Source organism: Aeromicrobium sp. 9AM, from assembly GCF_902506105.1.
In the GTDB taxonomy this organism is placed as follows: Bacteria; Actinomycetota; Actinomycetes; order Propionibacteriales; family Nocardioidaceae; genus Aeromicrobium.
Genome location: NZ_LR733304.1, coordinates 1,725,151 through 1,746,516 on the forward strand (window position 1 = coordinate 1,725,151; position 21,366 = coordinate 1,746,516).

General features: G+C 67.0%; 21 protein-coding genes, 2 tRNA genes and 1 pseudogene. 8 read left to right on the forward strand and 16 right to left on the reverse strand.

The window, feature by feature from the left end; all coding sequences use genetic code 11:
• The first annotated feature begins 80 nt into the window (after window positions 1-80).
• Both mobF and BOSE46_RS14865 read left to right on the forward strand, forming a co-directional pair.
• Window positions 81-3,893, forward strand: a complete 3,813-nt coding sequence (mobF, locus tag BOSE46_RS14860; protein WP_159540979.1) for a MobF family relaxase — start codon at window positions 81-83, stop codon at window positions 3,891-3,893.
• Between the two features lie 179 nt (window positions 3,894-4,072).
• Complete coding sequence (locus BOSE46_RS14865; protein WP_159540980.1) at window positions 4,073-4,804, forward strand: HNH endonuclease signature motif containing protein; 732 nt, start codon at window positions 4,073-4,075, stop codon at window positions 4,802-4,804.
• On the opposite strand, the gene BOSE46_RS14870 is transcribed toward BOSE46_RS14865, so the two are convergent.
• The gene (locus tag BOSE46_RS14870; RefSeq protein WP_159540981.1) at window positions 4,801-5,391 is read right to left on the reverse strand and encodes a hypothetical protein; all 591 of its coding nucleotides are present in this window, start codon (window positions 5,389-5,391) and stop codon (window positions 4,801-4,803) included. The two genes, BOSE46_RS14865 and BOSE46_RS14870, sit on opposite strands and share 4 nt — an antisense overlap.
• 173 nt (window positions 5,392-5,564) lie before the next feature.
• Here BOSE46_RS14870 and BOSE46_RS14875 point away from each other — a divergent pair, with 173 nt between their 5' ends.
• On the forward strand, window positions 5,565-5,807 hold the full coding sequence (locus BOSE46_RS14875; RefSeq protein WP_159540982.1) for a hypothetical protein: 243 nt from the start codon (window positions 5,565-5,567) through the stop codon (window positions 5,805-5,807).
• Window positions 5,808-5,985: 178 nt separating this feature from the next.
• Here the strand turns inward: BOSE46_RS14875 and BOSE46_RS14880 are convergent, their stop codons facing one another.
• The 4 genes from BOSE46_RS14880 to BOSE46_RS14895 form a co-directional block, all read right to left on the reverse strand.
• The gene (locus BOSE46_RS14880; RefSeq protein ID WP_236551760.1) at window positions 5,986-6,462 is read right to left on the reverse strand and encodes a hypothetical protein; all 477 of its coding nucleotides are present in this window, start codon (window positions 6,460-6,462) and stop codon (window positions 5,986-5,988) included.
• A gap of 226 nt (window positions 6,463-6,688) precedes the next feature.
• Complete coding sequence (locus tag BOSE46_RS14885; protein ID WP_159540984.1) at window positions 6,689-6,907, reverse strand: hypothetical protein; 219 nt, start codon at window positions 6,905-6,907, stop codon at window positions 6,689-6,691.
• Between the two features lie 154 nt (window positions 6,908-7,061).
• Window positions 7,062-7,958, reverse strand: a complete 897-nt coding sequence (locus BOSE46_RS14890) for a nucleotidyl transferase AbiEii/AbiGii toxin family protein (protein WP_201299644.1) — start codon at window positions 7,956-7,958, stop codon at window positions 7,062-7,064.
• Window positions 7,955-8,542 carry a hypothetical protein gene (locus BOSE46_RS14895; RefSeq protein ID WP_201299645.1) on the reverse strand — a complete coding sequence of 196 codons (588 nt, stop codon included), beginning with the start codon at window positions 8,540-8,542 and terminating at the stop codon, window positions 7,955-7,957. Before BOSE46_RS14895 ends, BOSE46_RS14890 begins: the two co-directional genes overlap by 4 nt.
• A 178-nt stretch (window positions 8,543-8,720) precedes the next feature.
• On the opposite strand from BOSE46_RS14895, the gene BOSE46_RS14900 reads away from it, so the two are divergent.
• Complete coding sequence (locus BOSE46_RS14900; RefSeq protein WP_159540985.1) at window positions 8,721-8,972, forward strand: AlpA family transcriptional regulator; 252 nt, start codon at window positions 8,721-8,723, stop codon at window positions 8,970-8,972.
• Window positions 8,973-8,988: 16 nt separating this feature from the next.
• Window positions 8,989-9,999: pseudogene (locus BOSE46_RS21735) on the forward strand (tyrosine-type recombinase/integrase); the annotation flags it as partial.
• A gap of 212 nt (window positions 10,000-10,211) precedes the next feature.
• On the opposite strand, the gene BOSE46_RS14915 reads toward BOSE46_RS21735, so the two are convergent.
• The 6 genes from BOSE46_RS14915 to BOSE46_RS14940 all read right to left on the reverse strand — a co-directional run bounded on the left by BOSE46_RS14915 (window position 10,212) and on the right by BOSE46_RS14940 (window position 15,480).
• A tRNA-Glu gene (locus tag BOSE46_RS14915) sits at window positions 10,212-10,287 on the reverse strand.
• Between the two features lie 66 nt (window positions 10,288-10,353).
• A tRNA-Gln gene (locus BOSE46_RS14920) sits at window positions 10,354-10,425 on the reverse strand.
• Between the two features lie 76 nt (window positions 10,426-10,501).
• Window positions 10,502-12,019, reverse strand: coding sequence for a glutamate--tRNA ligase (gene gltX / locus BOSE46_RS14925; protein WP_236551763.1), 1,518 nt, complete (start codon window positions 12,017-12,019; stop codon window positions 10,502-10,504).
• Window positions 12,009-12,791, reverse strand: coding sequence for a fumarylacetoacetate hydrolase family protein (locus BOSE46_RS14930; RefSeq protein WP_159540986.1), 783 nt, complete (start codon window positions 12,789-12,791; stop codon window positions 12,009-12,011). The genes gltX and BOSE46_RS14930 overlap by 11 nt, the downstream gene beginning before the upstream one ends.
• A 59-nt stretch (window positions 12,792-12,850) precedes the next feature.
• Window positions 12,851-13,495 carry a response regulator transcription factor gene (locus BOSE46_RS14935; protein ID WP_159540987.1) on the reverse strand — a complete coding sequence of 215 codons (645 nt, stop codon included), beginning with the start codon at window positions 13,493-13,495 and terminating at the stop codon, window positions 12,851-12,853.
• Window positions 13,483-15,480, reverse strand: coding sequence for a histidine kinase (locus tag BOSE46_RS14940; RefSeq protein WP_159540988.1), 1,998 nt, complete (start codon window positions 15,478-15,480; stop codon window positions 13,483-13,485). Before BOSE46_RS14940 ends, BOSE46_RS14935 begins: the two co-directional genes overlap by 13 nt.
• A 138-nt stretch (window positions 15,481-15,618) precedes the next feature.
• Between BOSE46_RS14940 and BOSE46_RS14945 the strand changes: the two genes are divergently transcribed.
• Entirely contained in the window at window positions 15,619-16,254 is a 636-nt protein-coding gene (locus BOSE46_RS14945; RefSeq protein ID WP_159540989.1) for a hypothetical protein, read from the forward strand.
• A gap of 33 nt (window positions 16,255-16,287) precedes the next feature.
• On the opposite strand, the gene BOSE46_RS14950 is transcribed toward BOSE46_RS14945, so the two are convergent.
• From BOSE46_RS14950 to BOSE46_RS14960, 3 genes are read right to left on the reverse strand one after another with little or no spacing between them, the layout of a single operon-like run.
• Window positions 16,288-17,052 carry an isoprenyl transferase gene (locus tag BOSE46_RS14950; RefSeq protein WP_159540990.1) on the reverse strand — a complete coding sequence of 255 codons (765 nt, stop codon included), beginning with the start codon at window positions 17,050-17,052 and terminating at the stop codon, window positions 16,288-16,290.
• A gap of 4 nt (window positions 17,053-17,056) precedes the next feature.
• Complete coding sequence (gene recO, locus BOSE46_RS14955) at window positions 17,057-17,785, reverse strand: DNA repair protein RecO (RefSeq protein ID WP_159540991.1); 729 nt, start codon at window positions 17,783-17,785, stop codon at window positions 17,057-17,059.
• 52 nt (window positions 17,786-17,837) lie between these two features.
• On the reverse strand, window positions 17,838-18,161 hold the full coding sequence (locus BOSE46_RS14960) for a hypothetical protein (RefSeq protein ID WP_159540992.1): 324 nt from the start codon (window positions 18,159-18,161) through the stop codon (window positions 17,838-17,840).
• Window positions 18,162-18,227: 66 nt separating this feature from the next.
• Here BOSE46_RS14960 and BOSE46_RS14965 point away from each other — a divergent pair, with 66 nt between their 5' ends.
• Window positions 18,228-18,635, forward strand: coding sequence for a DUF3052 domain-containing protein (locus BOSE46_RS14965; RefSeq protein ID WP_159540993.1), 408 nt, complete (start codon window positions 18,228-18,230; stop codon window positions 18,633-18,635).
• Here the strand turns inward: BOSE46_RS14965 and BOSE46_RS14970 are convergent.
• Complete coding sequence (locus BOSE46_RS14970) at window positions 18,632-19,069, reverse strand: VOC family protein (RefSeq protein WP_159540994.1); 438 nt, start codon at window positions 19,067-19,069, stop codon at window positions 18,632-18,634. The two genes, BOSE46_RS14965 and BOSE46_RS14970, sit on opposite strands and share 4 nt — an antisense overlap.
• A gap of 51 nt (window positions 19,070-19,120) precedes the next feature.
• Here BOSE46_RS14970 and BOSE46_RS14975 point away from each other — a divergent pair, with 51 nt between their 5' ends.
• Window positions 19,121-19,777: a DUF429 domain-containing protein gene (locus BOSE46_RS14975; protein ID WP_159540995.1), complete on the forward strand. Its 657-nt coding sequence runs from the start codon at window positions 19,121-19,123 to the stop codon at window positions 19,775-19,777.
• Between the two features lie 83 nt (window positions 19,778-19,860).
• Here the strand turns inward: BOSE46_RS14975 and BOSE46_RS14980 are convergent, their stop codons facing one another.
• Window positions 19,861-21,366, reverse strand: a complete 1,506-nt coding sequence (locus BOSE46_RS14980) for an aldehyde dehydrogenase family protein (RefSeq protein WP_159540996.1) — start codon at window positions 21,364-21,366, stop codon at window positions 19,861-19,863.

A 21,366-nucleotide genomic window follows, 5' to 3' on the forward strand; every position in this document is an offset into this window, starting at 1 on the left:
CGAACATCCACACACCTCTTTCATTGAGGGCGCCTCGATTGGCCACTCGCTCCGATTTCCCGGCCTTGGGGAACGTGACCATGACGTTGCACAAGCTCTCGGCCGGCTCCGGGTATGAGTACTTGACCCGGCAGGTCGCTGCGATGGACTCGACTGAGAAGGGGCACCTAGCGCTGGCGGACTACTACTCGGCGAAGGGTGAGGCGCCGGGAGTTTGGATGGGCTCAGGGCTGGGAGGGATCGCTGGCATCGAGACCGGCGACACCGTGACAGCCGAGCAGATGCTTCAGCTGTTTGGCCACGGGCTTGACCCAGTCTCGGGCGAGCGGCTGGGCAGGCCGTACCGGCTGTACGACAGCCGTCTCAGCGATGACTTTCGGGCGGAGGTAGGACTTCGCACCCGGGCCCTGAGTGCCGGGAAGGAACTCGCTCACCCGGCTGCGCCAGCCGATATCCGTGCCCGCGCGCGCACGGAGGTCGCCCGGGAATTCTTCGTCGAGGAGCACGGCCGTGCACCCGCGAACCCTCGCGAGCTGGACGCCGCTCTGAAGCGATACTCGCGACCGCCACGCGCTGCGGTCGCCGGTTTCGACCTGACGTTCTCCCCCGTCAAATCAGTCTCCACGTTGTGGGCGATCGCCCCGCCGGAGGTATCGGCGGTGATCGAGCAAGCTCATCATGCTGCGGTGTCCGACGCGTTGAGGTTCGTGGAGCGTGAGGCGTTGTTCACTCGCGAAGGGTTGAACGGGGCTCGGCAGGTCGAGACGCGTGGGTTGCTAGCGGCAGCATTCCCCCATCGCGACTCCCGTGCCGGTGACCCTGACCTTCACACGCATGTGGCGGTGGCGAACAAGGTGCAGACGACGGGCGGGAAGTGGCTCGCGATCTACGGTCGGGTGCTCTACGAGGCGGCAGTGGCGGCATCGGAGACCTACAACACCGCACTCGAGCGACACCTGTCCGAAAACCTTGGCGTCCGATTCGCGGAGCGGCCCGAGACCGATCGGGGGAAGCGTCCGGTGCGCGAGATCGTGGGCGTCGACCCAGCGTTGAACCAGGAATGGTCGAAGCGGCGCCGCGACATCAACGTACGCCAAGGCGAGCTAGCGGACGCCTTCCAGCAGATGCACGGGCGCCCACCGACACCTTTCGAAGCGATCGGCCTGGCGCAACAGGCGAACCTGGAGACGCGGGATTCCAAGCACGAGCCGCGCTCGTTGACCGAACAGCGGGCCGCGTGGCGCGTCGAGGCTGCCAGCACTCTGGGTTCACGCACCACCGTCGACAGCATGGCGGCCGAGGCCTTAAGCCCGGCCTTGACCCACCGCCAGGAGATATCAGCGACCTGGGTCGCGGCCACCGCAAACCAAGTGGTCGGAGCGCTAGAGGCACACCGGGCGACGTGGAAGAAGAGCCATGTGTACGCCGAAGTGCAGCGCCAGATGCGCGGCGCCGAGATCGCCCCGGTCCACGTCGACGCGGCCGTTGGCTGGGTCATCGACCACGTCCTCGAGCAAATGTCGATCAACCTGACTCCCGACCTCGACGCGATCAGCGACCCCGAACAACTGACTCGCGCGGATGGTTCAAGCGTCTACCGGCATACCGGCCGCGATCTCTTCACCAGCCCCAGGATCCTCGACGCCGAGCAACAGATCATGACCGCCGCAGATCGAGGAGACGGACGCGTAGTTCCCACCGATGCCGTGGAGCTGGCTCTACTGGAGAGCGGCGCGAACGGCACCACCCTCAACCGAGGGCAGGCCGAACTGGTCAGAGAGATGGCCGCCAGTGGGCGCCGAGTGCAAGTTGGCATCGCAGCGGCAGGCTCTGGCAAGACCACCGCAATGCGGGCTCTGGCCAGCGCATGGCACGACGCCGGAGGACACGTGGTTGGCCTCGCGCCGTCTGCTGCGGCCGCGGCCGCCCTCGGAGCCGAGGCTGGGATCAACGCAGACACCCTCGCCAAGCTCGTGCACGACCTCGACACCGGAAACCCCTCCCCGTCCCTGACGATCGGCCCGGAGACGCTCGTCATCATCGACGAAGCGGGCATGGCCGACACGCTGACTTTGGCCCGCGTCATCGACCATGCCATCGAGAACGGCGCGTCCGTGCGACTCATCGGCGACGACCAACAGCTCTCAGCCATCGGTGCCGGTGGGGTGCTGCGCGACATCACGGCCACCCACGGCGCAGCACGCTTGGACGAGCTCATGCGGTTCACCGACGCCGCCGAAGCAGCCGCGTCCATCTCCTTGCGTGACGGCAAGCCCTCGGCTCTCGGGTACTACTTCGACCAGGACCGCGTCCATATCGGCAGCCCCGCAACGACCACCGATGCGGTGTTCACCTCATGGTCGAAGGACCGCTCAGCGGGACTGGACTCGCTGATGCTTGCCCCTACGCGTGACCTCGTGACGGAGCTGAATCAACGAGCCCGAACCGCGCGGCTCGACAACACGGACCCTGACGCCGAGGTCGACCTGGCCGACGGAAACCGCGCCTCGATCGGCGACACCATCCGTACCCGACGCAACGACCGAAGGCTCGCAATCAGTCCTACCGACTGGGTGAAGAATGGCGACCGCTGGACCATCACCGGCGTCCACGGCCAGTCACTCACGGCCCGCAACACGACATCCGGCCTGCAGGTCACCTTGCCTGCCCCGTACGTCGCCCAGCACGTCGAGCTCGGGTACGCATCCACCGTCCACAGCGCCCAAGGCATCACCGCTGACACCGTGCACGGGGTCATCACCGGAACGGAATCTCGCGAGACGCTCTACACGATGGTGACCAGAGGACGCCACGCCAACCACGTACACCTAGCGATGCACCGCGACGGCGACCTTCACCTATTGCTCCACCCAGACACTCGCGAGCCGGCGACCGCGACCGAAATTCTTGAATCCATCCTGGCCCGAACCGGGGCTGCTGCCTCCGCCACGACCACCGCTCGCGAAGCGACGTCACCGGCGGCGCAGCTCCATGCTGCCACCACAAGGTATGCCGATGCACTCATCGCCGCTGCCGCAGACGTGCTCGGTCCGGATCGCATTCTCGGGATCGCGGACCAGGCGGAACAACTGGTGCCCGGGCTCACCGACTCGACGGGATGGCCGACTCTGTCGGCGCAGCTCCTCATGATCGAATCAAACGGACTGAGTGCTCGCGATCTCCTCGAGACCGCCGTCACGTACCGTCCGCTGGACGATGCCGACAACGCAGCACTCGTCCTCGGCTGGCGACTTCACACCCTCGCTCCGACGGGAGGCGGTCCGCTGCCCTGGCTACCCGCCATACCTTCCAAGCACGCTGAAGACCCGAACTGGGGCGCATATCTAGCCAAGCGCGCAGCGCAGGTCAGCACCTTCGCGAGCGACGTACGGACAGAAGCGGATGAGCGTACGCACGAGTGGTTGCCCCCGAACACCACTCTCCCCGCCAGCCTCACGAACGACCTAGAAGTGTGGCGCGCCGCCAACGGCATACCTGAGAGCGACCGGAGGCCGACTGGCTCACCACAGGTCGACTTCGCGGCTCGCGAACACCAACAGCGGCTCGATCAACGCCTCAATCAGCACGTCGACAAGCAAGGCACCGCGTGGATCCGGCCAATCACCGAGCTCGTCGGACGCCGCGACAACCACACGCCTGTCCTTGCTGAACGGCTCGCCGTACTCGCCCAGCAAGGCCACGACCCGCACCGTCTCCTCGAGACTGCGGAAAGCCAGGGACCCCTACCCGATGATCACGCGACAGCGGCCCTCGACTCCCGGGTCATCCGACTCCTCGCGGCCGAAAACCGCATCTCCGACCGTATCCGCCAACAAGACGCCGCCTTGCAACGGCGATCATTCGACCCACCCAGAGGACGCCCCAGCAGGTGAGCAAGTGCGGTCGCTTTCAGAAGAAATTCCACATACAGGACCTTCCGCGCCCTCATCCCGCCACTTCAAAAACAACGTGACGGATCAAGCTGTCCGGCGACGGCTGGCCGTCCTCGACCATGACCCCGAAATCGTGCACCTTCAAGCGCCCGTTGACTGACTAGCCGACACTAGACATCGTGACGATCACCAGCGAGACACGTAAGCGGCTATGGGCGCGCTCCGGGAACCGCTGTGCGATCTGCCGCAAGGAGCTGATCCGCGACGACGTGAACGAGCTGCCCGGAGCGCTCGTCGGGGAGGAAGCCCACATCATCGCCCGCTCCCCCGGAGGCCCGCGCTACGAGCCGCTGGACGAGGCGACTCGGGACGGCTACGCGAATCTGATCTTGTTGTGCGCGAACGACCACACCGAAGTCGATGCTCAGCCCACCCGGTACACCGTTGAGCTGCTGAGGAACCTGAAGAACCGACACGACCTGTGGGTGGCCTCCCGGCTGGGCAACGAAGAGATCTCTTCAGACGACGACGGCACCACCTTGGCTGTGGCGCTGCTGTCCGGGGCCGAGGTCTGGGACCTCATGGGCGGCGCGATGGCGTACCAGTGCGGCTCGCCCGAAGACCTCGCCGATGACGAGGCGGATCTTGTTGATGGAGCTTTGCAGGACTTTAAGGACTGGGGCGAGATTGCGCCGAGCGTGATCGACAACGGCTTCCGGGCCGTGCGCAGCGCAAAGCGGTCCATTCAAGATCACCTCGACAATCTCGCTGCGGCGGGATTCGCCGCTCTCGGCGGCGAGCGCCAGGGCATCTGGGCCGCCGGCCAGGTCAAGGGCAAGATCGCGGTCTTGGAGATCGTTCGCGTTAGCGACCTGGAGAGTAGGGCCGGCCCCGGCCCGAGCCCGTTCTAAAAGGCCAGTCGCCACAGGGCAACCGAACCCGCGACTATCCCCACCGACAACGCTGCACCGATCGCACCGACAAAGATCTGGCCGAGGAGTCCGATGAATCCGGCTGCTGCCCGCTGCGCACCCCGACCGGGTCCGACAGCCTCACGAAGGTTCGACGGCCACCGCAGAAACGCGGCGATCAGTCCGGTGATACCGCGTTCCCTCTGACGAGCTTCGAGTGCCTGCTGGGACGCGTTCGCCACGGCAGCCTCGACGGCGGATAAGACAGATTCCGGCGGGAGCTGCTTCGGGTCCTTCAAGCTCATCTCCCAGTTGGCGACCGGGTCGACACCATTCATGACGACCGCAGCATTGCGGAGTGTCATCACGCCGCCGTACGGGCGATAGGCGCGCGAGGCTGCTCCGGCTGCGGCGGAGACGGCCGAGTATTTCGCCTGCCAGCTCGAGTGGTCGCTGGCCGGACCGAACCGCGGGATAAAGGAATCCTCCGGTTGGAAGAGTTTCGAGCTGTTGATCAGGTCGACGTAAGCGTGACGGAACGCCGTCATCAGATCTGCGTGCTGCTCGTGTCGCTCGCTCGGCTTCATGTGCCAAGTCTGGTGATCTGCTCTGACAGATGGTGGGACAAGGCCCGTGTCGCGCTGCTGCTCGAGAAGGTCGGAACGCCTGACGCCCGCCAACCCGTCGTTTCGGTCTCTAGGCCTTCTTCCGCGCTGCGATTCCATCTCGAATTGTCGGTGGCCTGTGCCACTGTCGGGCGATGAGCAACCGCCGCAAGCCCACCGGCCCCACGCCCGATCCCGGAGCTCGCCGTGCACAGAGTCTTGAATTGATCGACAAGATCCTGCACGGCACGCCTGAAGGGAAGGTCGACCCTGCGATTTCCGAGAATCTCCGCCGGCACATGGCCGCGAATCCCGGCGAGCCGGACCGCGCTTTGTTGAACCACTTCCGGGACCAGGTTCCCGGCTTCGACGGGGTCTTCCCCGAAGACCTGAAGTAGTTGAAGCTACGACGGGCACTTGCCATAGCCGTGGGACTCGCGGGCGTCCTTCTTGGCGAACTCGTTGTCCAGTTGAAGTTCACCCCTGCGCCCACATTTCGGGCAATGCCAGCGGTACCAAGTGCCCATACCGGGGCGACGCTCCATCTCGTACTTGAATGTTGGCATCGTCACTACGCTACTGGTTGAGCTGGTCGAACTCTCGCATCCCAGGCTGCCAGATCTCGACGACCTCGGATGGTGCCACCGAATCGAGTACGTGAATTTCGGCGTCCCAGACTTCGTCGCCAGCGAGCAGCGCGGAGAATAAGGCCATCACAGGCCCCCAGCTACGGAACTCCCGCCCCGTCAGTTGGAGATCGAGAACGACGATCGACGGCGTACCGATGCTTGTCAGAAGTTTCTCGAGATCCTTGGCGCCCTTGAAGACGCCCTCGCCTCCCCAAGTGTCGAGTAACAGGTCCAACCCTCGCCCCTTTAGGGTGTCGATGCCGACAGCTACACAGACCCGGTCTAGTCGGCCCGATAGCGAGTTATGGCTCGGGCTATCCGGCGAGAACACTTGGCGCTGCTGGAGTTGAGTGCGGTCGTCTGACGACAGCACACCTAAGCTCTGCGCAGCGTCGAGTTTCGCCGTTACCAGCTCAACGCTCAACGCGCGGAGTCCATCGCTGCGGATGCTCAGAACCTCGTGCGGCAGGAGCCTCGTTCCGTGATAGGCGCGCAAGGGTCTTCCATCGAGCAGTTCGACCAGTCGGGTGCTTGACGTGACATCGGCAGACTCTCTGTCGTAACGTGCGGCCGCGTCGCGCAACCGGTCCGGCCACGTTCCAACATCGTCTGGATCTACAACGTCCTTACTCGCGGGGGGTGGCACGATCTCACAGAGCAATGACTGTCAGAACGGCACCGACCAGCACGAGCAATGGACCGACCACAGCCGCCAACTCGCGGCGCTTCGCCTTCTGTAGCTCCGCGTCGAAATCGGTCGACGCATTTCCTCCGTCGATCACGTTCGTCGTCGTCCGCCAGCGGTCCAATACGTCCAGCAACACCAGGGCTGCGCCGACCGCCGCGATGATTGCACCAAGTAGGGCCATGAACCAAGCCTAATTCCGGCTCAGCCGATCTAACCGCAGTGTACGAGATGTTGCTCCCGCGACTAACCAACTAGAGGTGCCGATCTGGCAGTCTCCGTGAGATCCCTCAGGTCCACTGTCTGTAGCAGGTTGTCCACGATCAGGTCGGGGGCTCCTACGACCAGCGGCGGGTCTCCGGCGCCCACTCGAGGTCGGCGACTTCGTGAGCCAGCGCCGGCTGCGCGAACGCAATCACATCATCGAGGACAGAACCAAACGATTCGGGGAGATGTTCGTACTGGCTCTTTCGCCTCCATGCGGACCACTTTGCTTGCCCATAGTCGGCGTAACCGTCAAGCACATCGCGCAGTGGTGCAATCTCGGCTTTGCGATGATCTGCAACGTGGTCGATCGCGCTCTCGAGGTCTGACCCGCCGATCGCATGTCGATTCGACAGAGTCCAGATGTCGCCGAAGTCACGCCACCGGGTGTTCACAGTCCCTCGCTGCACCGCCGTGACGATCTTCTCCGCGTGGACCATGTGCAGCGGGTAGCCTGCGAGTCTGATCGGAACACCGCCCCTAAGTCGCGGCACCGAGACCGTCTCGGGATTCGGCCAGATCGGGTCGCCGAAGTTGACGTCGATGTGGAACAGCGGGCGCGCCGTCGCCAATCTCGCCTCCATGCTCACCCGGACTCCCGAGTACTCATCTTCGTCTCTGATGACCTGTGCGCTCGCAGACTCGTGAACGAACACCAATCCGTCGTCCTCGGGGAGCTCGACGGAGAGAATCTCCCGCAGCAGAGCGAGCACCGTCTCGGCGTCGTTTGCCAAGTCGAGTCCGGCGAGGTCAACGTCACGGGTCGGACGACGATCGCCGAAGGCCGCGAGCAATACTCCACCCTTGAGAACGAACTTGTCGGCCACCGTGCTGACGGACAACCGCGCCAGGAATCCCTCCAGCACATACAACTGGATGAACTCATCGGTCGGACGTCCTTGCGAGCGCGCCCGTCGCTGGAGGTCGAGGTAGGCATCACCGGCGGGAGTGCCGCGCGAGACCCGGCTCACAACAGGACCTCGAGAGAAGTCCTCAGCGGTTTCAGCGCCATCGGGAAGTCGCGCGCCATTCTCATGAGCGTGGATGGCTGCCCGCCCTTGCGAAGCCACCGTCGAAGTGCCTCGTTGGCAAGGTCCGAGCCTTCGAGGTGTCGCAGGCGAAACATGTCGATCAGGCATCGCTCCTGGTTGTAGATGCCCAGCTCATGTCCGCCTCCGATCTCGAGGGAATCGCGCCCGATGTCGAACGAGCTTGCCGCGAAGTGATGCCAGTTGACCGCGATCGTGATGGTGGGAGCCCATGCCCCACGGGGAATGGCAAGGTCGATGGCGGCAGGAATGTCGTCGATGAGGTCATGCCTGGCGAGCGCCGTCCGGAGGCAAAGCGTGGCGCGTGGCGACTTCGCTGCGATCTCGATCAGATCGTCGTCACCCGACGAGTCGCTCTTGCGGTACAGGCCACGCGCCAAGGCGGTGATGCGTCCGTGCGCAAGGAGATTGCGCAGCTGACGCTCGCTGGTCCGGTCCAGAGCCTCGGAAAAGCGAAAGGTGTCAGGCAGCTCGGCCATGGCCAGCTCAGCCCGCTTCGACGACATAGGAATCCACCTCTTATGTAGGAAATCCTTTACACACCTGCCACTAGTGTAGAGACTTTCCTACGCAATGACTAGGAGGCCCTGATCACCCCGTGACGGGAAATCTGCTGTCATCTGTCCTCTCGCACGCTACTTCTCGGCCTTCAGGACTATCAATCACCTCACCGAGGAGCACACCATGACCGAGCACATCACCCACGCCGTCAACACCGACGACGAACTGCTGACCATCGAAGAAGCCGCCGCGCTGGTACGCGCGCCTGTGGCGACCCTGCGCTACTGGAGACACCTGGGCACCGGTCCACACAGCTTTCGCGTTGGCCGTGCCGTTCGTTACTGGCGCCGCGACGTACTGGCCTGGCTGAACGAGCAAACAATCCACAGCGGGCCGCCGCGCCTTGAAACCCACTCGTTGACGCCCCGAGACTGAGAGCAGGAGGCATTCCATGGCCAGCATTGAGAAGCGGACGAGGGACGGACGAACCGTATGGCGCGCGCACTACCGCACGCCGGCTGGACACCAGCGGAACAAGACATTCACCCGCAAAGTGGACGCCGAGAGGTTCCTCACCAGCGTCGAGAGCTCCAAGAACACCGGCGACTACATCGACCCGTCGCTCGCCCGGGTGACCGTCGGGGACTGGGCCCAGACCTGGCTCGACGGACAGAACCACGTCAAGCTGACGACGCTCAACCGCTACGAGGGTGCCGTGCGCAAGCACATCCTGCCGACCTGGGGCCACGTCAGACTCTCGGCCGTCTCCCACTCCGACGTGCAAGTGTGGGTGACCAGCCTGTCCAAGACCCAGTCACCAGCGTCGGTGCGCAAGATCCACCGCGTACTCTCGCTGATCCTCGACATGGCGGTCAAGGACGGTCGGCTCACTCGCAACGTCGCCGCCGGGGTCAACCTGCCGCGCCCGGTCAACCACGAGGAGCGTTACCTCACGCATTCTCAGGTCGACGACCTTGCGTACGCCTGCGGCTACCCGGTCGAGGTCAGCAAGCACCGGGCCCTCGACGAGCGCACCAACGAGATATACCGGCTCGTCGTGCTGTTCCTCGCCTACACAGGCGTGCGGTTCGGCGAGATGGCCGCACTGCGTGTGCGCCGGCTCGACCTCACCAAACGCCGCGCGGTCATCGCGGAATCAGTCACCCCGGTCCAGGGCCACGGTCTCGTCTGGGGTACACCGAAGTCCCATCGTCGACGCGAGGTGCCGATCCCCCGGTTCCTCGTCGACGACCTCGCCCGGCACATCGCCGGCAAGGCACCGGAAGACCTCGTCTTCGGAGGAATTCGCGGTGGCGAGGCGCTGCGGGTCAGCGTGTTCCGCAAACCCTTCCGAGTGGCAGCCACGGCCATCGGCATTCCAGATCTGCACCCACACGAGCTCCGCCACACAGCCGCGTCGCTGGCGATCGCGTCGGGCGCTGACGTCAAAGTCGTACAGCAGATGCTCGGCCACGGCTCGGCGACGATGACCCTCGACACGTACGGACATCTCTTCGAGAACCGCCTCGACGAGGTCGCCGACGCCATGGATCTGGCTCGCACGACCGAGCGCGCTCAACCTGCTGTTGCCCGAGTGTTGCCCGAGCGCCTTTTGGCCCTGGATGAGGAAGACCCCCTGACCAGCGTTTCCGCTGGTCAGGGGGTCTTTTTCCATGGTAGCCCCGACGGGATTCGAACCCGCGCTACCGCCTTGAGAGGGCGGCGTGCTAGGCCGCTACACAACGGGGCCATGGGTGGTCTTGCGACCGCACAAAACCCTACCAAAGCGTGCCCGGGAGCTGCTCGGAGGGTTTCGCTGGGATACTAGGACTCGAACCTAGAATGGCGGTACCAGAAACCGCTGTGTTGCCAATTACACCATATCCCAATGGCTGCGGACGGGGTCCGAGCCGAGGTCACACTTTACCCGACCGGACCTCTCGCGCCCAAACCGGGACCACCCCTCACGAGGCGATCACGGCAGAGAGTCGCGCCAGCGTGGTCTCGCGCCCGAGCAGCTCGAGCGACTCGAACAGCGGCGGCGAGATCCGGCTGCCCGTGACCGCAACGCGTACGGGCCCGAATGCCAGCCTCGGCTTGAGCCCGAGGCCCTCGATCAGCGCCGAACGGAGCGCCTCCTCGATCGGCTCGGTCGACCAGTCCTGGAGCGCAGAGAGCGCCTCGTGCGCGGCCCGTACGACGCCGACGCCGGCCTCGTCGAGGTTCTTGGCGCGGTCGGCCTCGTCGATGGCGAAATCGGCCTCGTCGATGAACAGGAAGCGCAGCATGTCGACCGCCTCGGTGAGCAACGTCATGCGCTCGTGCACCAGCGGTGTCGCCGCCTCGAGCGTACGGAGCTGCTCTGCGGTCGGCTCGGCGTCGATCAGGCCGGCGTCCTGGAAGTAGGGCACCAGACGCTCCCGCAGGTCCTCGGGCGACAGCAGGCGTACGTGCGAGCCGTTGATCGCCTCGCACTTCTTGATGTCGAAGCGCGCGGGGTTGGGGTTGACCCGGCCGATCTCGAACGCCTCGACCATCTCGGGGATCGAGAAGATGTCACGGTCCTCGGCGATGGACCAGCCCAGCAGGGCCATGTAGTTGAGCAGGCCCTCGGGCAGGAAGCCCTTGGGCTTGTAGTCGAGCAGGTTGGACTCGGGGTCGCGCTTGGACAGCTTGCGGTTGCCCTCCCCCATCACGAACGGCAGATGGCCGAACTCAGGCGTGAAGCCGCCGCCGATGCCGATCTCCGCGAACGCCTCGTAGAGCGCGATCTGCCGCGGAGTCGAGCTCAGCAGGTCCTCGCCGCGCAGCACGTGGGTGATGCCCATCATGGCGTCGTCGGTCGGGTTGGTCAGCGTGTAGAGCGGCTGGCCGTTGGCGCGTACGAGGACGTAGTCCTGCACGTTGGCGGAGTCGAACGTGATCTCGCCGCGCACCAGGTCGTTGAACGTGTAGGTCCGCTCGGGCATCTTGAAGCGGATGACGGGCTCGCGACCCTCCGCCTCGTACGCCGCGACCTGCTCCGCAGTGAGGTTGCGGTGCAGGCCGTCGTAGCCGCTCGGCTTGCCGGCCGCGCGGGCGGCATTGCGGCGCACCTCGAGCTCCTCGGCGGTGTCGTACGCCTTGTAGGCGAAGCCCGCGTCGAGCAGCTGCTGCGCCACGTCGGCGTAGATGTCCATGCGTTCGGACTGCCGATAGGGGCCGTGGGGGCCACCGACCTCGGGGCCTTCGTCCCAGTCGAGGCCGAGCCAGCGCATGACGTCGATCAGGAGCTGGTAGGACTCCTCGTTGTCACGGGAGGTGTCGGTGTCCTCGATGCGGAAGACGAACTTCCCACCGTGGTGGCGGGCGAACGCCCAGCTGAACAACGCCGTGCGGGCCATGCCCACGTGCGGGTTGCCGGTCGGCGACGGGCAGAAGCGCGCGACGACGGGGCGGGTGGCCTCCCCACCCTTTGAGCTTGTCGAGATGTCACTGCTCACGGGAGACCACGCTGTTCGTCAGGGTGCCGATGCCTTCGATGGTGACGCTGACCTCGTCGCCGACCTCCATCGGGCCGACACCGTCGGGCGTACCGGTCAGGATCACGTCACCGGGCAGCAGCGTCATGAACGACGAGACGTACTCGATGATCGCGGGGACGCTGAAGACCATGTCGGACGTGTTGCCGTCCTGCTTGATGTCATCGCCGAGGCGGGTCGTGACCTGGACCTTGGACGGGTCGAAGTCGGTCTCGATCCACGGTCCGAGGGGGCAGAAGGTGTCGAATCCCTTGGCGCGGGTCCACTGCCCGTCCTTGACCTGCAGGTCGCGGGCGGTGACGTCGTTGCCGATCGTGTAGCCGAAGATCACCTTGGCGGCGTCCTCAGCGGAGATGTCGCGGCAGATGCGGCCGATGACGACGGCGAGCTCGCCCTCGAAGTGCACGTTCTCGCTCTGGTCGGGATAGAAGATCGGCTCCCCCGGCCCGATGACGCTGGTGTTGGGCTTGAGGAAGATCAGCGGCTCCTCGGGCACGTCACCGCCCATCTCGGCCGCGTGCTTGGCGTAGTTCTTGCCGACGCACACGACCTTGCTGCGTGGGATCACCGGCGCCAGCAGGCGTACGTCCGCGAGCGGGATCTTCTGACCGCTGAGGTTGAGCCCCGCGTAGAGGGGATCACCGTTGAGGACCGCGATGGTGGGGACGCCGTTGTCGTCCCCGATGACTCCGAAGCGGGGATCGTCGTCCCCCGCGAACCTGGCGATGCGCATATGCACCAGCCTATCGGTCGAGTCGGTGGCGGAGTCGGTGGCCGATCACGACGCCGCGCTCACGCGCGGAGCCACGCGAGCACGGCGCGTACGCGACGGTTGTCGTCCGACGACGGGGGCAGGTCCAGCTTGGTCATGATCCTGGCGACGTGCGTCTCGACCGTCTTGATCTCGACTGTGAGACGCTGCGCGATCGCCGAGTTGGACAGGCCCTGCGCCATCATGTCGAGAACCTCACGCTCACGGGTGGAGAGCCGGGCGAGCTGGTCGGCCACACCGCGACCACCCAGCAGGTGTGACACCACCTCGGGATCGAGGACGGTACCCCCGGACATGATCGATGCGAGTGCGTCCAGGAGGACGTCCACGTCGACGACGCGGTCCTTCAGCAGGTAGCCGAAGCGTTCCGGCCGGTCCCGGACCAGGTCGGCGACATAGCGGCTCTCGAGCGACTGCGACAGCAGCAAGATGCCCAGATCGGGATGGCGCTCCCGCAGGTCGACCGCCGCACGTGCGCCCTCGTAGGTGTACGTGGGCGGCATCCGGATGTCGAGGATCACGAGGTCCGGCGACTCCAGCTGCACCAGGGCTTCGACACCCTCGCCGTCGGGCGCTGTGCCGACGACCTCGTGGCCGGCTTCGACCAGGAGATTCGACAGGCCGGCCCGCAGAAGACCTGAGTCGTCGGCGATCACGATGCGCATGGCACGCTCGCCTCGATCGTGGTGCCCTCGGCCCCGGACACGATCCGCGCCTGTCCGCCCGCGGCCTCGACGCGGTCGCGCAGGCCACGCAGCCCGCCACTGTCCTGGACGGCACCGCCCCGGCCGTCGTCCCGCACGCGAATCAGCACGGTCTGGCCCTCACGCGCCACCTCGACGCAGATCTGCTGCGCAGCGGCGTGCTTGTGCGCGTTGACCACCGCCTCGGCGATGACGAGCCAACACGTGAACTCGACGGCTGGCGGAAACCTGTCAGGCGGGCAGGTGACCTGCACCGGCGCCGGTGACAGTCGGGCGAGGTCGTCGAGCACAGCCGTCAGCCCGCCCTCGGTCAGCGCTTGCGGGTGGAGTCCGTTGGCGAGGTCACGTAGCTGTCGGGAGGCGTCGCGCGCGGCTGTCGCGCCGGCCCCGAGCGCCGCACGCATACGCTCCGGATCACCGTTGAGATGGGCCGACTGCAGCTCGAAGGCCAGTGCCAGCAGGCTCTGCTGCGCGCCGTCGTGCAGGTCCCGCTCGATCCGTCGCCGCTCGGCCCGCTGCGCGTCCGCGATCCGGGCGCGAGACTCGGCGAGCTCGGCAAGATTGCGTTGCAGATCGGCGCGAAGCCGGGTGTTGTCCAGCTCGGCCGCGGCGACCTGGCCGATCCGGGCGACGGTCGACTCGTCGGACCGTCCCGCGTCGTAGCCGATGCGCGCGACAGTCCGCCCTCCGCGGGTGACCACCACGTGGTGCTCCGGGGTCACTGCCGCCACGCCCCGGCCATCGAGCCAGCCGTCGGCGACCGGATAGGCGATCTGCACCGAGTCGTCCCGCAGGGCCTCGCGCAGCAGCGCCTCCGGGTCGACGCCGGCGCGGTCGACCGTCACGGCGTCCCTCACCATCCGGACCGCCTCGAACGCCCTCCGGTTGAAGCGTCGGTCGACGCGCACCTGTATTCCCGAGCGCAACGGGGCCGCGAGCGTTGCGGCCGTCACGGCGCCCACCGTCGCGGTCGCGGCCGGCGACGGCGATGACGCCGTCGAGACGTGGCTGCCGGTCCAGACGACCGCGGCGTAGACCGCGACGAGACCGAAGGACAGGAACGAGTACGTCGTGGTCGCCGCGACGATGCGATCGACGTCGTACAGGCGGTAGCGGAGCACCGACAGGCCCGCTGCGATCGGGATGAGGGCCAGGAACAGCGCCAACGACGCGAGCAGCAGCCATTCGGTGTCGGTGCTGACGGCGTAGAGGTGGATGGGGACGACTGCGGGCAGAGGGACGACGGCGAGGGCCAGCCAGAGCAGCTGCCGGCGGGCGTCACCGGTCGACCGCCGCCACCGCAGCACCAGGGAGCAGCCGCCGAGCAACAGGCACAGGGCCACCACGCCGAACGCCCAACCAGCCGCCACACTCGCGACGTCGCCGACTCCCTCGACCGCCAGTGGATTGCCGACCCGCTCGTATGGCTCGTTCAGCGGCCGGGTGCTGACCACCGAGCAGACGAGGAACACGAGGGAAGCCACGACGCTCGTCCGCCCCACCAGCCGCCACCGCGGCGATGCGTACGTCCCCGTCGGGGTCAGCAGCAAGATCAGCGTCAGGAGGGGCCACCACGGCAGGAAGGACTTGTCCGCCAGGACGGCAGCGGCGCCCGCCCCGCCGAGCTCAGCAGGCTTGACGACCGCCGCGAGGGTGAACCACTCCTCCAGGAAGCCCGAGACCAGCAGCGACACCGACAGGCCGAGAAAGAGCCAGCCGACGGCGTGGCGCGGCTGGCTGTGCACGATGACGGCGCCCACGATGCCCGGTACCACGATCGCGACGACCCATCCCCACATCCAGGCCTCGTCCAGCCCTTCGAACTGGTCACCGTAGCCACGACGGACCAGGTCTCGATCGATGACTGCCATGACGACGACCAGGGCAGCCTCGCTCGCCATGACTGCGCCGGCAATCGTGGTCGCGAGCCGTCGGGTCATCACCATGCTTCATCATGACCCTCGAAGTGCCTCTGTGCGTTGGGGTTAACCCTGATCGAAGGTCCGGAGCATCCTCCGATGTGCGAACGGTCGCGGCGGACGACGGTGGAGATGTCCACTCCACGCCGATCGAAGGAACCTCCCATGACCACCACATCCGCCGCCCTCGCGGCAGTCTCCAGCAAGGAACGCCCCGCTCGTCGCATGCTCGTCGGCCTCGCTGTCGCGATCCTCGTGCTCTGCGTGGGCATGATCGCCACCAGCCATGACATCTCGACCGACACCAAGACCGCCGACATCAAGGACTTCTACGACGTCAGCGAGGGCGTCAGCCAGGTCACCGCGTACGCCGGCATGGTGCTCGTCGGCCTGGTCCTGTTCTACGCCAGCGCGTTGCGGAACGCGTTGCGAACGACCGGCCGGACCTGGTTCGCCGATGCGGTGTTCCTGGGGTTCGGGGCGCTTGCCGCGACCTTCGCCTCGTGGACCGTCACGGACGCCGCAATGTGGCGAGCCGTCGACGCCGGCAACGACAGTGCGATCCGCACCCTCGCCATCATCACCGACGCCGGCTTCCTGCCGCTGATGGCGAGCATGATCGCGATCTACGTCGGCACCGGGCTGGCGGGACTGGCCACCCACGCGCTGCCGAAATGGCTTGCCATCGCCTCGATCGTCGTCGGCGTGGTCGCTCCGCTGGGACCGCTCGGGTTCATCGGCTTCGTCGTGCTCCCGTTCTGGGTCGTCGCTGTCGCGGCGTGGGTCCGTCTCGACGCGTGATCATCCCTGCCACGGCAGCGCTCGACCGCCAGGTCAGGCGCTGCCGTAACGGCGGTTGCGGGCGGCGTACTCCTCGATCGCGGACCAGAGCGCGCGGCGATCGACGTCGGGCCAGGCGATGTCGGAGAACACCATCTCGGCATAGGCCGACTGCCACAGCAGGAAGTTGCTGGTGCGCTGCTCCCCCGACGTACGCCAGAACAGGTCGACGTCCGCCATGTCGGGCTCGTCGAGGTAGCGGGCGAACGTACGCTCGTTGACCTTGTCGGGGTTGACCTTGCCGGCCGCCACGTCCCGGGCCAGCGCAGCGGCCGCGTCGGCGATCTCGGCCCGGCCGCCGTAGTTGACGCACATCGTGAGGGTCAGGACGTCGTTGTGCTGGGTCATCTCCTCGGCGGTCTCGAGCTCCTTGATGACGCTGCGCCACAGGCGCGGACGACGGCCCGCCCACCGGACGCGCACGCCCAGCTCGTGCATCTCGTCGCGCCGGCGACGGATGACATCGCGGTTGAAGCCCATGAGGAACCGCACCTCGTCGGGCGAGCGCTTCCAGTTCTCGGTCGAGAACGCGTAGGCCGAGATGGCCTTGACGCCGATCTCGATGCCGCCCTCGACGACGTCGAACAGCGCCGCCTCCCCCATCTCGTGGCCGGCGGTGCGGGGCAGGCCCCGCTGCTTGGCCCAGCGCCCGTTGCCGTCCATGACGATCGCGACGTGACGAGGCACCTGCTCGAGTGGGATCGGGGGCGGCTTCGCCCCGGAGGCGTGCGGAACCGGTTGGCGCACGGATCGCTTCATGCCGCTACCTGTCCACGTGGCTCAGGGAGCGCAGGCCGCGCTCGAGGTGCCACGAGAGGTAGGCGCTGACGATGCTGCTGGCCTCGCGGCGGGACCGGTCGTCCGACGTGCCGACGGTGCTCCAGTCGCCGCTGAGCAGCCCGGCCAGCAAGGTCACGGTGAACGGCGACGGTGCCGCGGAGCCGGCCACGCGGCAGTCGTCGCAGAGCATGCCGCCGGAGGCGGCATGGAAGTTGCGGTGCGGGCCCTCGGCGGCGCAGCGCGCACACGCGTCGAACGTCGGCGCGTAGCCGGCGATCGACAGCGCACGCAGCTGGTAGGAGTCGAGGATCAGGCTCGGCGTCATGCGCCCCTCGGTGAGGGCACGCAGTGCCCCGACGAGCAGCTGGAGCTGGGGCACAGCGGGTTCGCCGTCCTCCTGCACGAGCCGCTCGGCGGTCTCGAGCATCGCGGTGCCTGCCGTGTATGCCGCGTAGTCGCCGCCGAGATCCTTGGCGAACGCGTTGATCGTCTCGACCTGCGTGATGATGTCGAGCGAGCGGCCCTCGGCGAGCTGGAGGTCGACGTGCATGAACGGCTCGAGCCGGCCACCGAACCGTGACGTGGTCTTGCGGATGCCCTTGGCGGCGGCGCGCACGATGCCGCGGTCACGCGTGAGGAGCGTGATGATGCGGTCGGCTTCGCCGAGCTTGTGGACGCGCAGCACGATGCCGGCGTCACGGTAGAGGCTCACCTGACCATTGTGCCGTGCGGGACCGACGATTGTGCCCCGGCACGCTTGCGGGTCAGACGGCGCCTTGCGACACCTTGCAGCGGTCCTGGATGCTGCTCAGTACATCTTCGAACGCCTTGTCGTCGGCATCGTTGAGATCTTCGGCATCGTTGTCACCCGTGTAGCGACGCAACGCCTCGTCCGAGAGATCGGAGTCGACCAGCACCTTCGCGACGCAGTCGGCCTTGTCCTCGGAGACGCCGAGCCCGGAGCTGCCGGACTTGATCGCATCGGCGAGCTCACCGCTGGACGGGCGGTCTGAGGACGCCCCGCCGCCGCACGCCGAGAGCAGGAGGACGAGCGCAGCGACACCCACGCCGGGCTTCACGAGATTCATGCGGAGCACCGTATCGGCAGGCGCACGAGCCTTCGCGAGAGGGTGTCCGGCACTACTCTCGTGGCCATGGCGCAGGACAGCGGCTACTCCGGCACCCCTCAGCTCAGGAAGCTCGGCATCAAGCCGGGCCTGCGGCTCGCGGTCGTCGGCGCCGACGACGCGTGGGAGTTCGCCGAGCCACTCGAGGACGTCGAGCGGGTGCCGGACGGCCCGACCAACGTCGCCCTCGTGTTCGTACGGTCGGCAGCCGAGCTCGACGGCCTCCCGGCGTGGAGTGAATGGATCTTCCCGGCCGGGTCGTTGTGGATCGCGTGGCCCCGCAAGGCGGCCGGTCACGTCAGTGACGTCACCGAGAACGCGATCCGTGACGGCGCCCTCGAGCTGGGCCTGGTCGACGTCAAGGTCGCCGCGATCGACACCGACTGGTCGGGCCTCAAGCTCATGTGGCGCAGGGAGAACCGAACCCGCTCCTAGTCGAGGCAGAACTCGTTGCCCTCGGGGTCGTGCATCGTGATGAACCCGTGCTCCATCGGCGGCGCCGGGTCGACCCGATAGGCCCGAGTCGCGCCCAGCTGCTCCAGCCTCGTCGCCTCGGCCCCGAACAGCTCCATCCGTTCGTCACCCGTCTCGCCGGATGCCACGCGTACGTCGAGGTGAACGCGGTTCTTGACCGTCTTGCCCTCGGGCACGCGCTGGAAGAACACCCGCGGACCGCCGCCCTCGACGGGTCTGATCGCGGATCTGGAGTTCCACTGGTCCTCGGGCACGCCGAACGCCTTGAGCGCGTCGGGCCAGGTCTCGAAGCCCTCGGGCGGTGCTTCCACCTGGTAGCCGAGCACCTCGGCCCAGAACGCAGCGAGCGCGGCCGGGTCGGCGCAGTCGAACGTGACTTGGAATTCTCTGCTCATGCGGCCACTCTTCCGCTCGGCACCGACAGTTGCCAGTGCGAGGATCGAGGCATGGCGGTTCTGGGGGTCGACGGTTGCCGGGCCGGGTGGGTCGGCGTGCTGTGGGAGCGGACCACGACGGTCCTCGTGGCACCGACGATCGATGCGCTCGTGGAGCGTGCGGGAGAGGTCGAGGCGATCGCGATCGACATCCCCATCGGGCTGCCCGCCGACCAGCCACGTACGGTCGAGCGGCTCGCGCGTGCGCGACTGCCCGGACGGGCGTCAACCGTGTTCAACGCACCCGCGTCGAGCGTGCTCGACGCCGCGGACTACCACGCGGCCAACGCCGCCAATCGCGGCGCGCTGGGACTGGGGCTCAGCAAGCAGACCTGGTACCTCGTGCCGAAGATCCGGGAGGTACGGGACTGGCTCGCCTCGAGTGACCGACGGGCGGTCGTGGAGGCACACCCGGAGGTGTGCTTCGCGGCCATGAACGGCAGCGTCCTGGTCGACGGCAAGACGACAGCCACCGGCGAGGCGCACCGTCGCCGGTTGCTGGCCGACCACGGGCTCGACGTCGTCACCGACATCGCCCGCGGGTGTGCGGTCGACGACGTCCTGGACGCTGCTGCAACGGCGTGGACCGCGCGGCGGTTCGCCGACGGCGTGGCCGAGCGCCTGCCGCCGGAGCCACGCGATCACGTGGCTCCGGCGATCTGGGTCTAGACGACCTCGCAGCAGGCGGCTACGCCGCGAGACGCTCCCGCTTCGCTGGCATGTCTTCGCGCTCGGCCGCGGGCGGCCTCGGCTCAGACGAACTCGACGCCCTGCGCCAGCGGGAGCTCGGTCGAGTAGTTGACCGTGTTGGTCGACCGGCGCATGTAGGCACGCCACGCGTCGGAGCCGGACTCGCGGCCACCGCCGGTCTCCTTCTCGCCACCGAATGCGCCACCGATCTCAGCGCCTGAAGGGCCGATGTTGACGTTGGCGATGCCGCAGTCCGAGCCGACGACCGACAGGAACTGCTCGGCCTCGCGGACGTTGAGGGTGAAGATCGACGACGACAGGCCCTGGGCGACCTCGTTGTGCAGCGCGAACGCCTCGTCGAGGTCGGAGTAGGTCAGCACGTAGAGCAGCGGCGCGAACGTCTCGGCCTTGACGATGTCGGTCTGCTTGGGCATGTCGATGATCGCCGGGTGGACGTAGTGCCCGTCGCCGTCGACGTCGGCAGCCGTGCCGCCGGTGACGAGGTCGCCACCATCGGCCGTGGCCTGCTCGACAGCAGCGCCGAACGCGTCGAACGCGGGCTTGTCGACGAGCGGGCCGACCAGCGTGGACGCCTCGAGCGGCGATCCGATCGGCAGCGTCTCGTAAGCCGCCTTGAGGCGCGCGACGAGGTCGTCCTTGATCGATTCGTGCACGATGATGCGCCGCAACGAGGTGCAGCGCTGACCGGCGGTGCCGACGGCGGAGAACACGATGCCGCGCACGGCCAGGTCGAGGTCGGCCGAGGGTGCGACGATCGCAGCGTTGTTGCCGCCGAGCTCCAGGAGCGTACGTCCGAGGCGGGCCGCGACGCGCGGGGCGACCTGCTTGCCCATGCGGGTCGAGCCGGTCGCCGACACCAAAGGCACGCGCGGGTCGTCGACCAGCACCTCACCGATGCGGTAGTCGCCCAGCAGCACGGCGGACAGGCCCTCAGGCACACCGGCCCGGCGAGCGGCCTCGGCGGCCAGTGCCTGGCAACCCAGAGCAGTCAGGAGCGTCTTCTCCGACGGCTTCCACACCACGGCGTCGCCACACACGAACGCCAGTGCGGCGTTCCACGACCAGACCGCGACCGGGAAGTTGAACGCCGAGATGACGCCCACGACGCCCAGCGGGTGCCACTGCTCCATCATGCGGTGACCGGGACGCTCGGTGGCGATCGTCAGGCCGTGCAGCTGGCGCGACAGGCCGACGGCCAGGTCGCAGATGTCGATCATCTCCTGGACCTCACCGAGGCCCTCGGACACGATCTTGCCGGCCTCGATCGACACCAAGGCGCCGAGATCGTCCTTGTGCTCACGCAGCAGCTCACCGAGCTCGCGGACGAACTGCCCGCGTACGGGAGCCGGCACGCTGCGCCACTGCTCGAAAGCAGCCTGGGCGCGGCCGATGACGTCGGCGGCATCGTCAGAGGTGTGCGACCGCAGCCGGCCGATCTCGCCGCCGTCGATCGGCGACCGGCAGACCAGGTCGCCGTCGGCGACGAACGGATTGCCCGCACCGAGGCGGTCGAGGATGTCCTGAGTACGTGTGGCGATGTCGGTCAT

Excerpts from the sequence above, each read along its gene's own strand:
- BOSE46_RS14895 (WP_201299645.1), bottom strand. The coding sequence starts at position 8,542 with ATGTCGTCGAAGCGGGCTGAGCTGGCCATGGCCGAGCTGCCTGACACC.
- BOSE46_RS14965 (WP_159540993.1), top strand. The coding sequence starts at position 18,228 with ATGGCGCAGGACAGCGGCTACTCCGGCACCCCTCAGCTCAGGAAGCTC.
- BOSE46_RS14975 (WP_159540995.1), top strand. The coding sequence starts at position 19,121 with ATGGCGGTTCTGGGGGTCGACGGTTGCCGGGCCGGGTGGGTCGGCGTG.
- BOSE46_RS14930 (WP_159540986.1), bottom strand. The coding sequence starts at position 12,791 with ATGCGCATCGCCAGGTTCGCGGGGGACGACGATCCCCGCTTCGGAGTC.
- BOSE46_RS14950 (WP_159540990.1), bottom strand. The coding sequence starts at position 17,052 with ATGAAGCGATCCGTGCGCCAACCGGTTCCGCACGCCTCCGGGGCGAAG.
- BOSE46_RS14945 (WP_159540989.1), top strand. The coding sequence starts at position 15,619 with ATGACCACCACATCCGCCGCCCTCGCGGCAGTCTCCAGCAAGGAACGC.
- BOSE46_RS14875 (WP_159540982.1), top strand. The coding sequence starts at position 5,565 with ATGAGCAACCGCCGCAAGCCCACCGGCCCCACGCCCGATCCCGGAGCT.
- BOSE46_RS14960 (WP_159540992.1), bottom strand. The coding sequence starts at position 18,161 with ATGAATCTCGTGAAGCCCGGCGTGGGTGTCGCTGCGCTCGTCCTCCTG.
- BOSE46_RS14980 (WP_159540996.1), bottom strand. The coding sequence starts at position 21,366 with ATGACCGACATCGCCACACGTACTCAGGACATCCTCGACCGCCTCGGT.
- BOSE46_RS14935 (WP_159540987.1), bottom strand. The coding sequence starts at position 13,495 with ATGCGCATCGTGATCGCCGACGACTCAGGTCTTCTGCGGGCCGGCCTG.
- BOSE46_RS14970 (WP_159540994.1), bottom strand. The coding sequence starts at position 19,069 with ATGAGCAGAGAATTCCAAGTCACGTTCGACTGCGCCGACCCGGCCGCG.
- BOSE46_RS14900 (WP_159540985.1), top strand. The coding sequence starts at position 8,721 with ATGACCGAGCACATCACCCACGCCGTCAACACCGACGACGAACTGCTG.
- BOSE46_RS14885 (WP_159540984.1), bottom strand. The coding sequence starts at position 6,907 with ATGGCCCTACTTGGTGCAATCATCGCGGCGGTCGGCGCAGCCCTGGTG.
- BOSE46_RS14870 (WP_159540981.1), bottom strand. The coding sequence starts at position 5,391 with ATGAAGCCGAGCGAGCGACACGAGCAGCACGCAGATCTGATGACGGCG.
- BOSE46_RS14940 (WP_159540988.1), bottom strand. The coding sequence starts at position 15,480 with ATGGTGATGACCCGACGGCTCGCGACCACGATTGCCGGCGCAGTCATG.
- mobF (WP_159540979.1), top strand. The coding sequence starts at position 81 with ATGACGTTGCACAAGCTCTCGGCCGGCTCCGGGTATGAGTACTTGACC.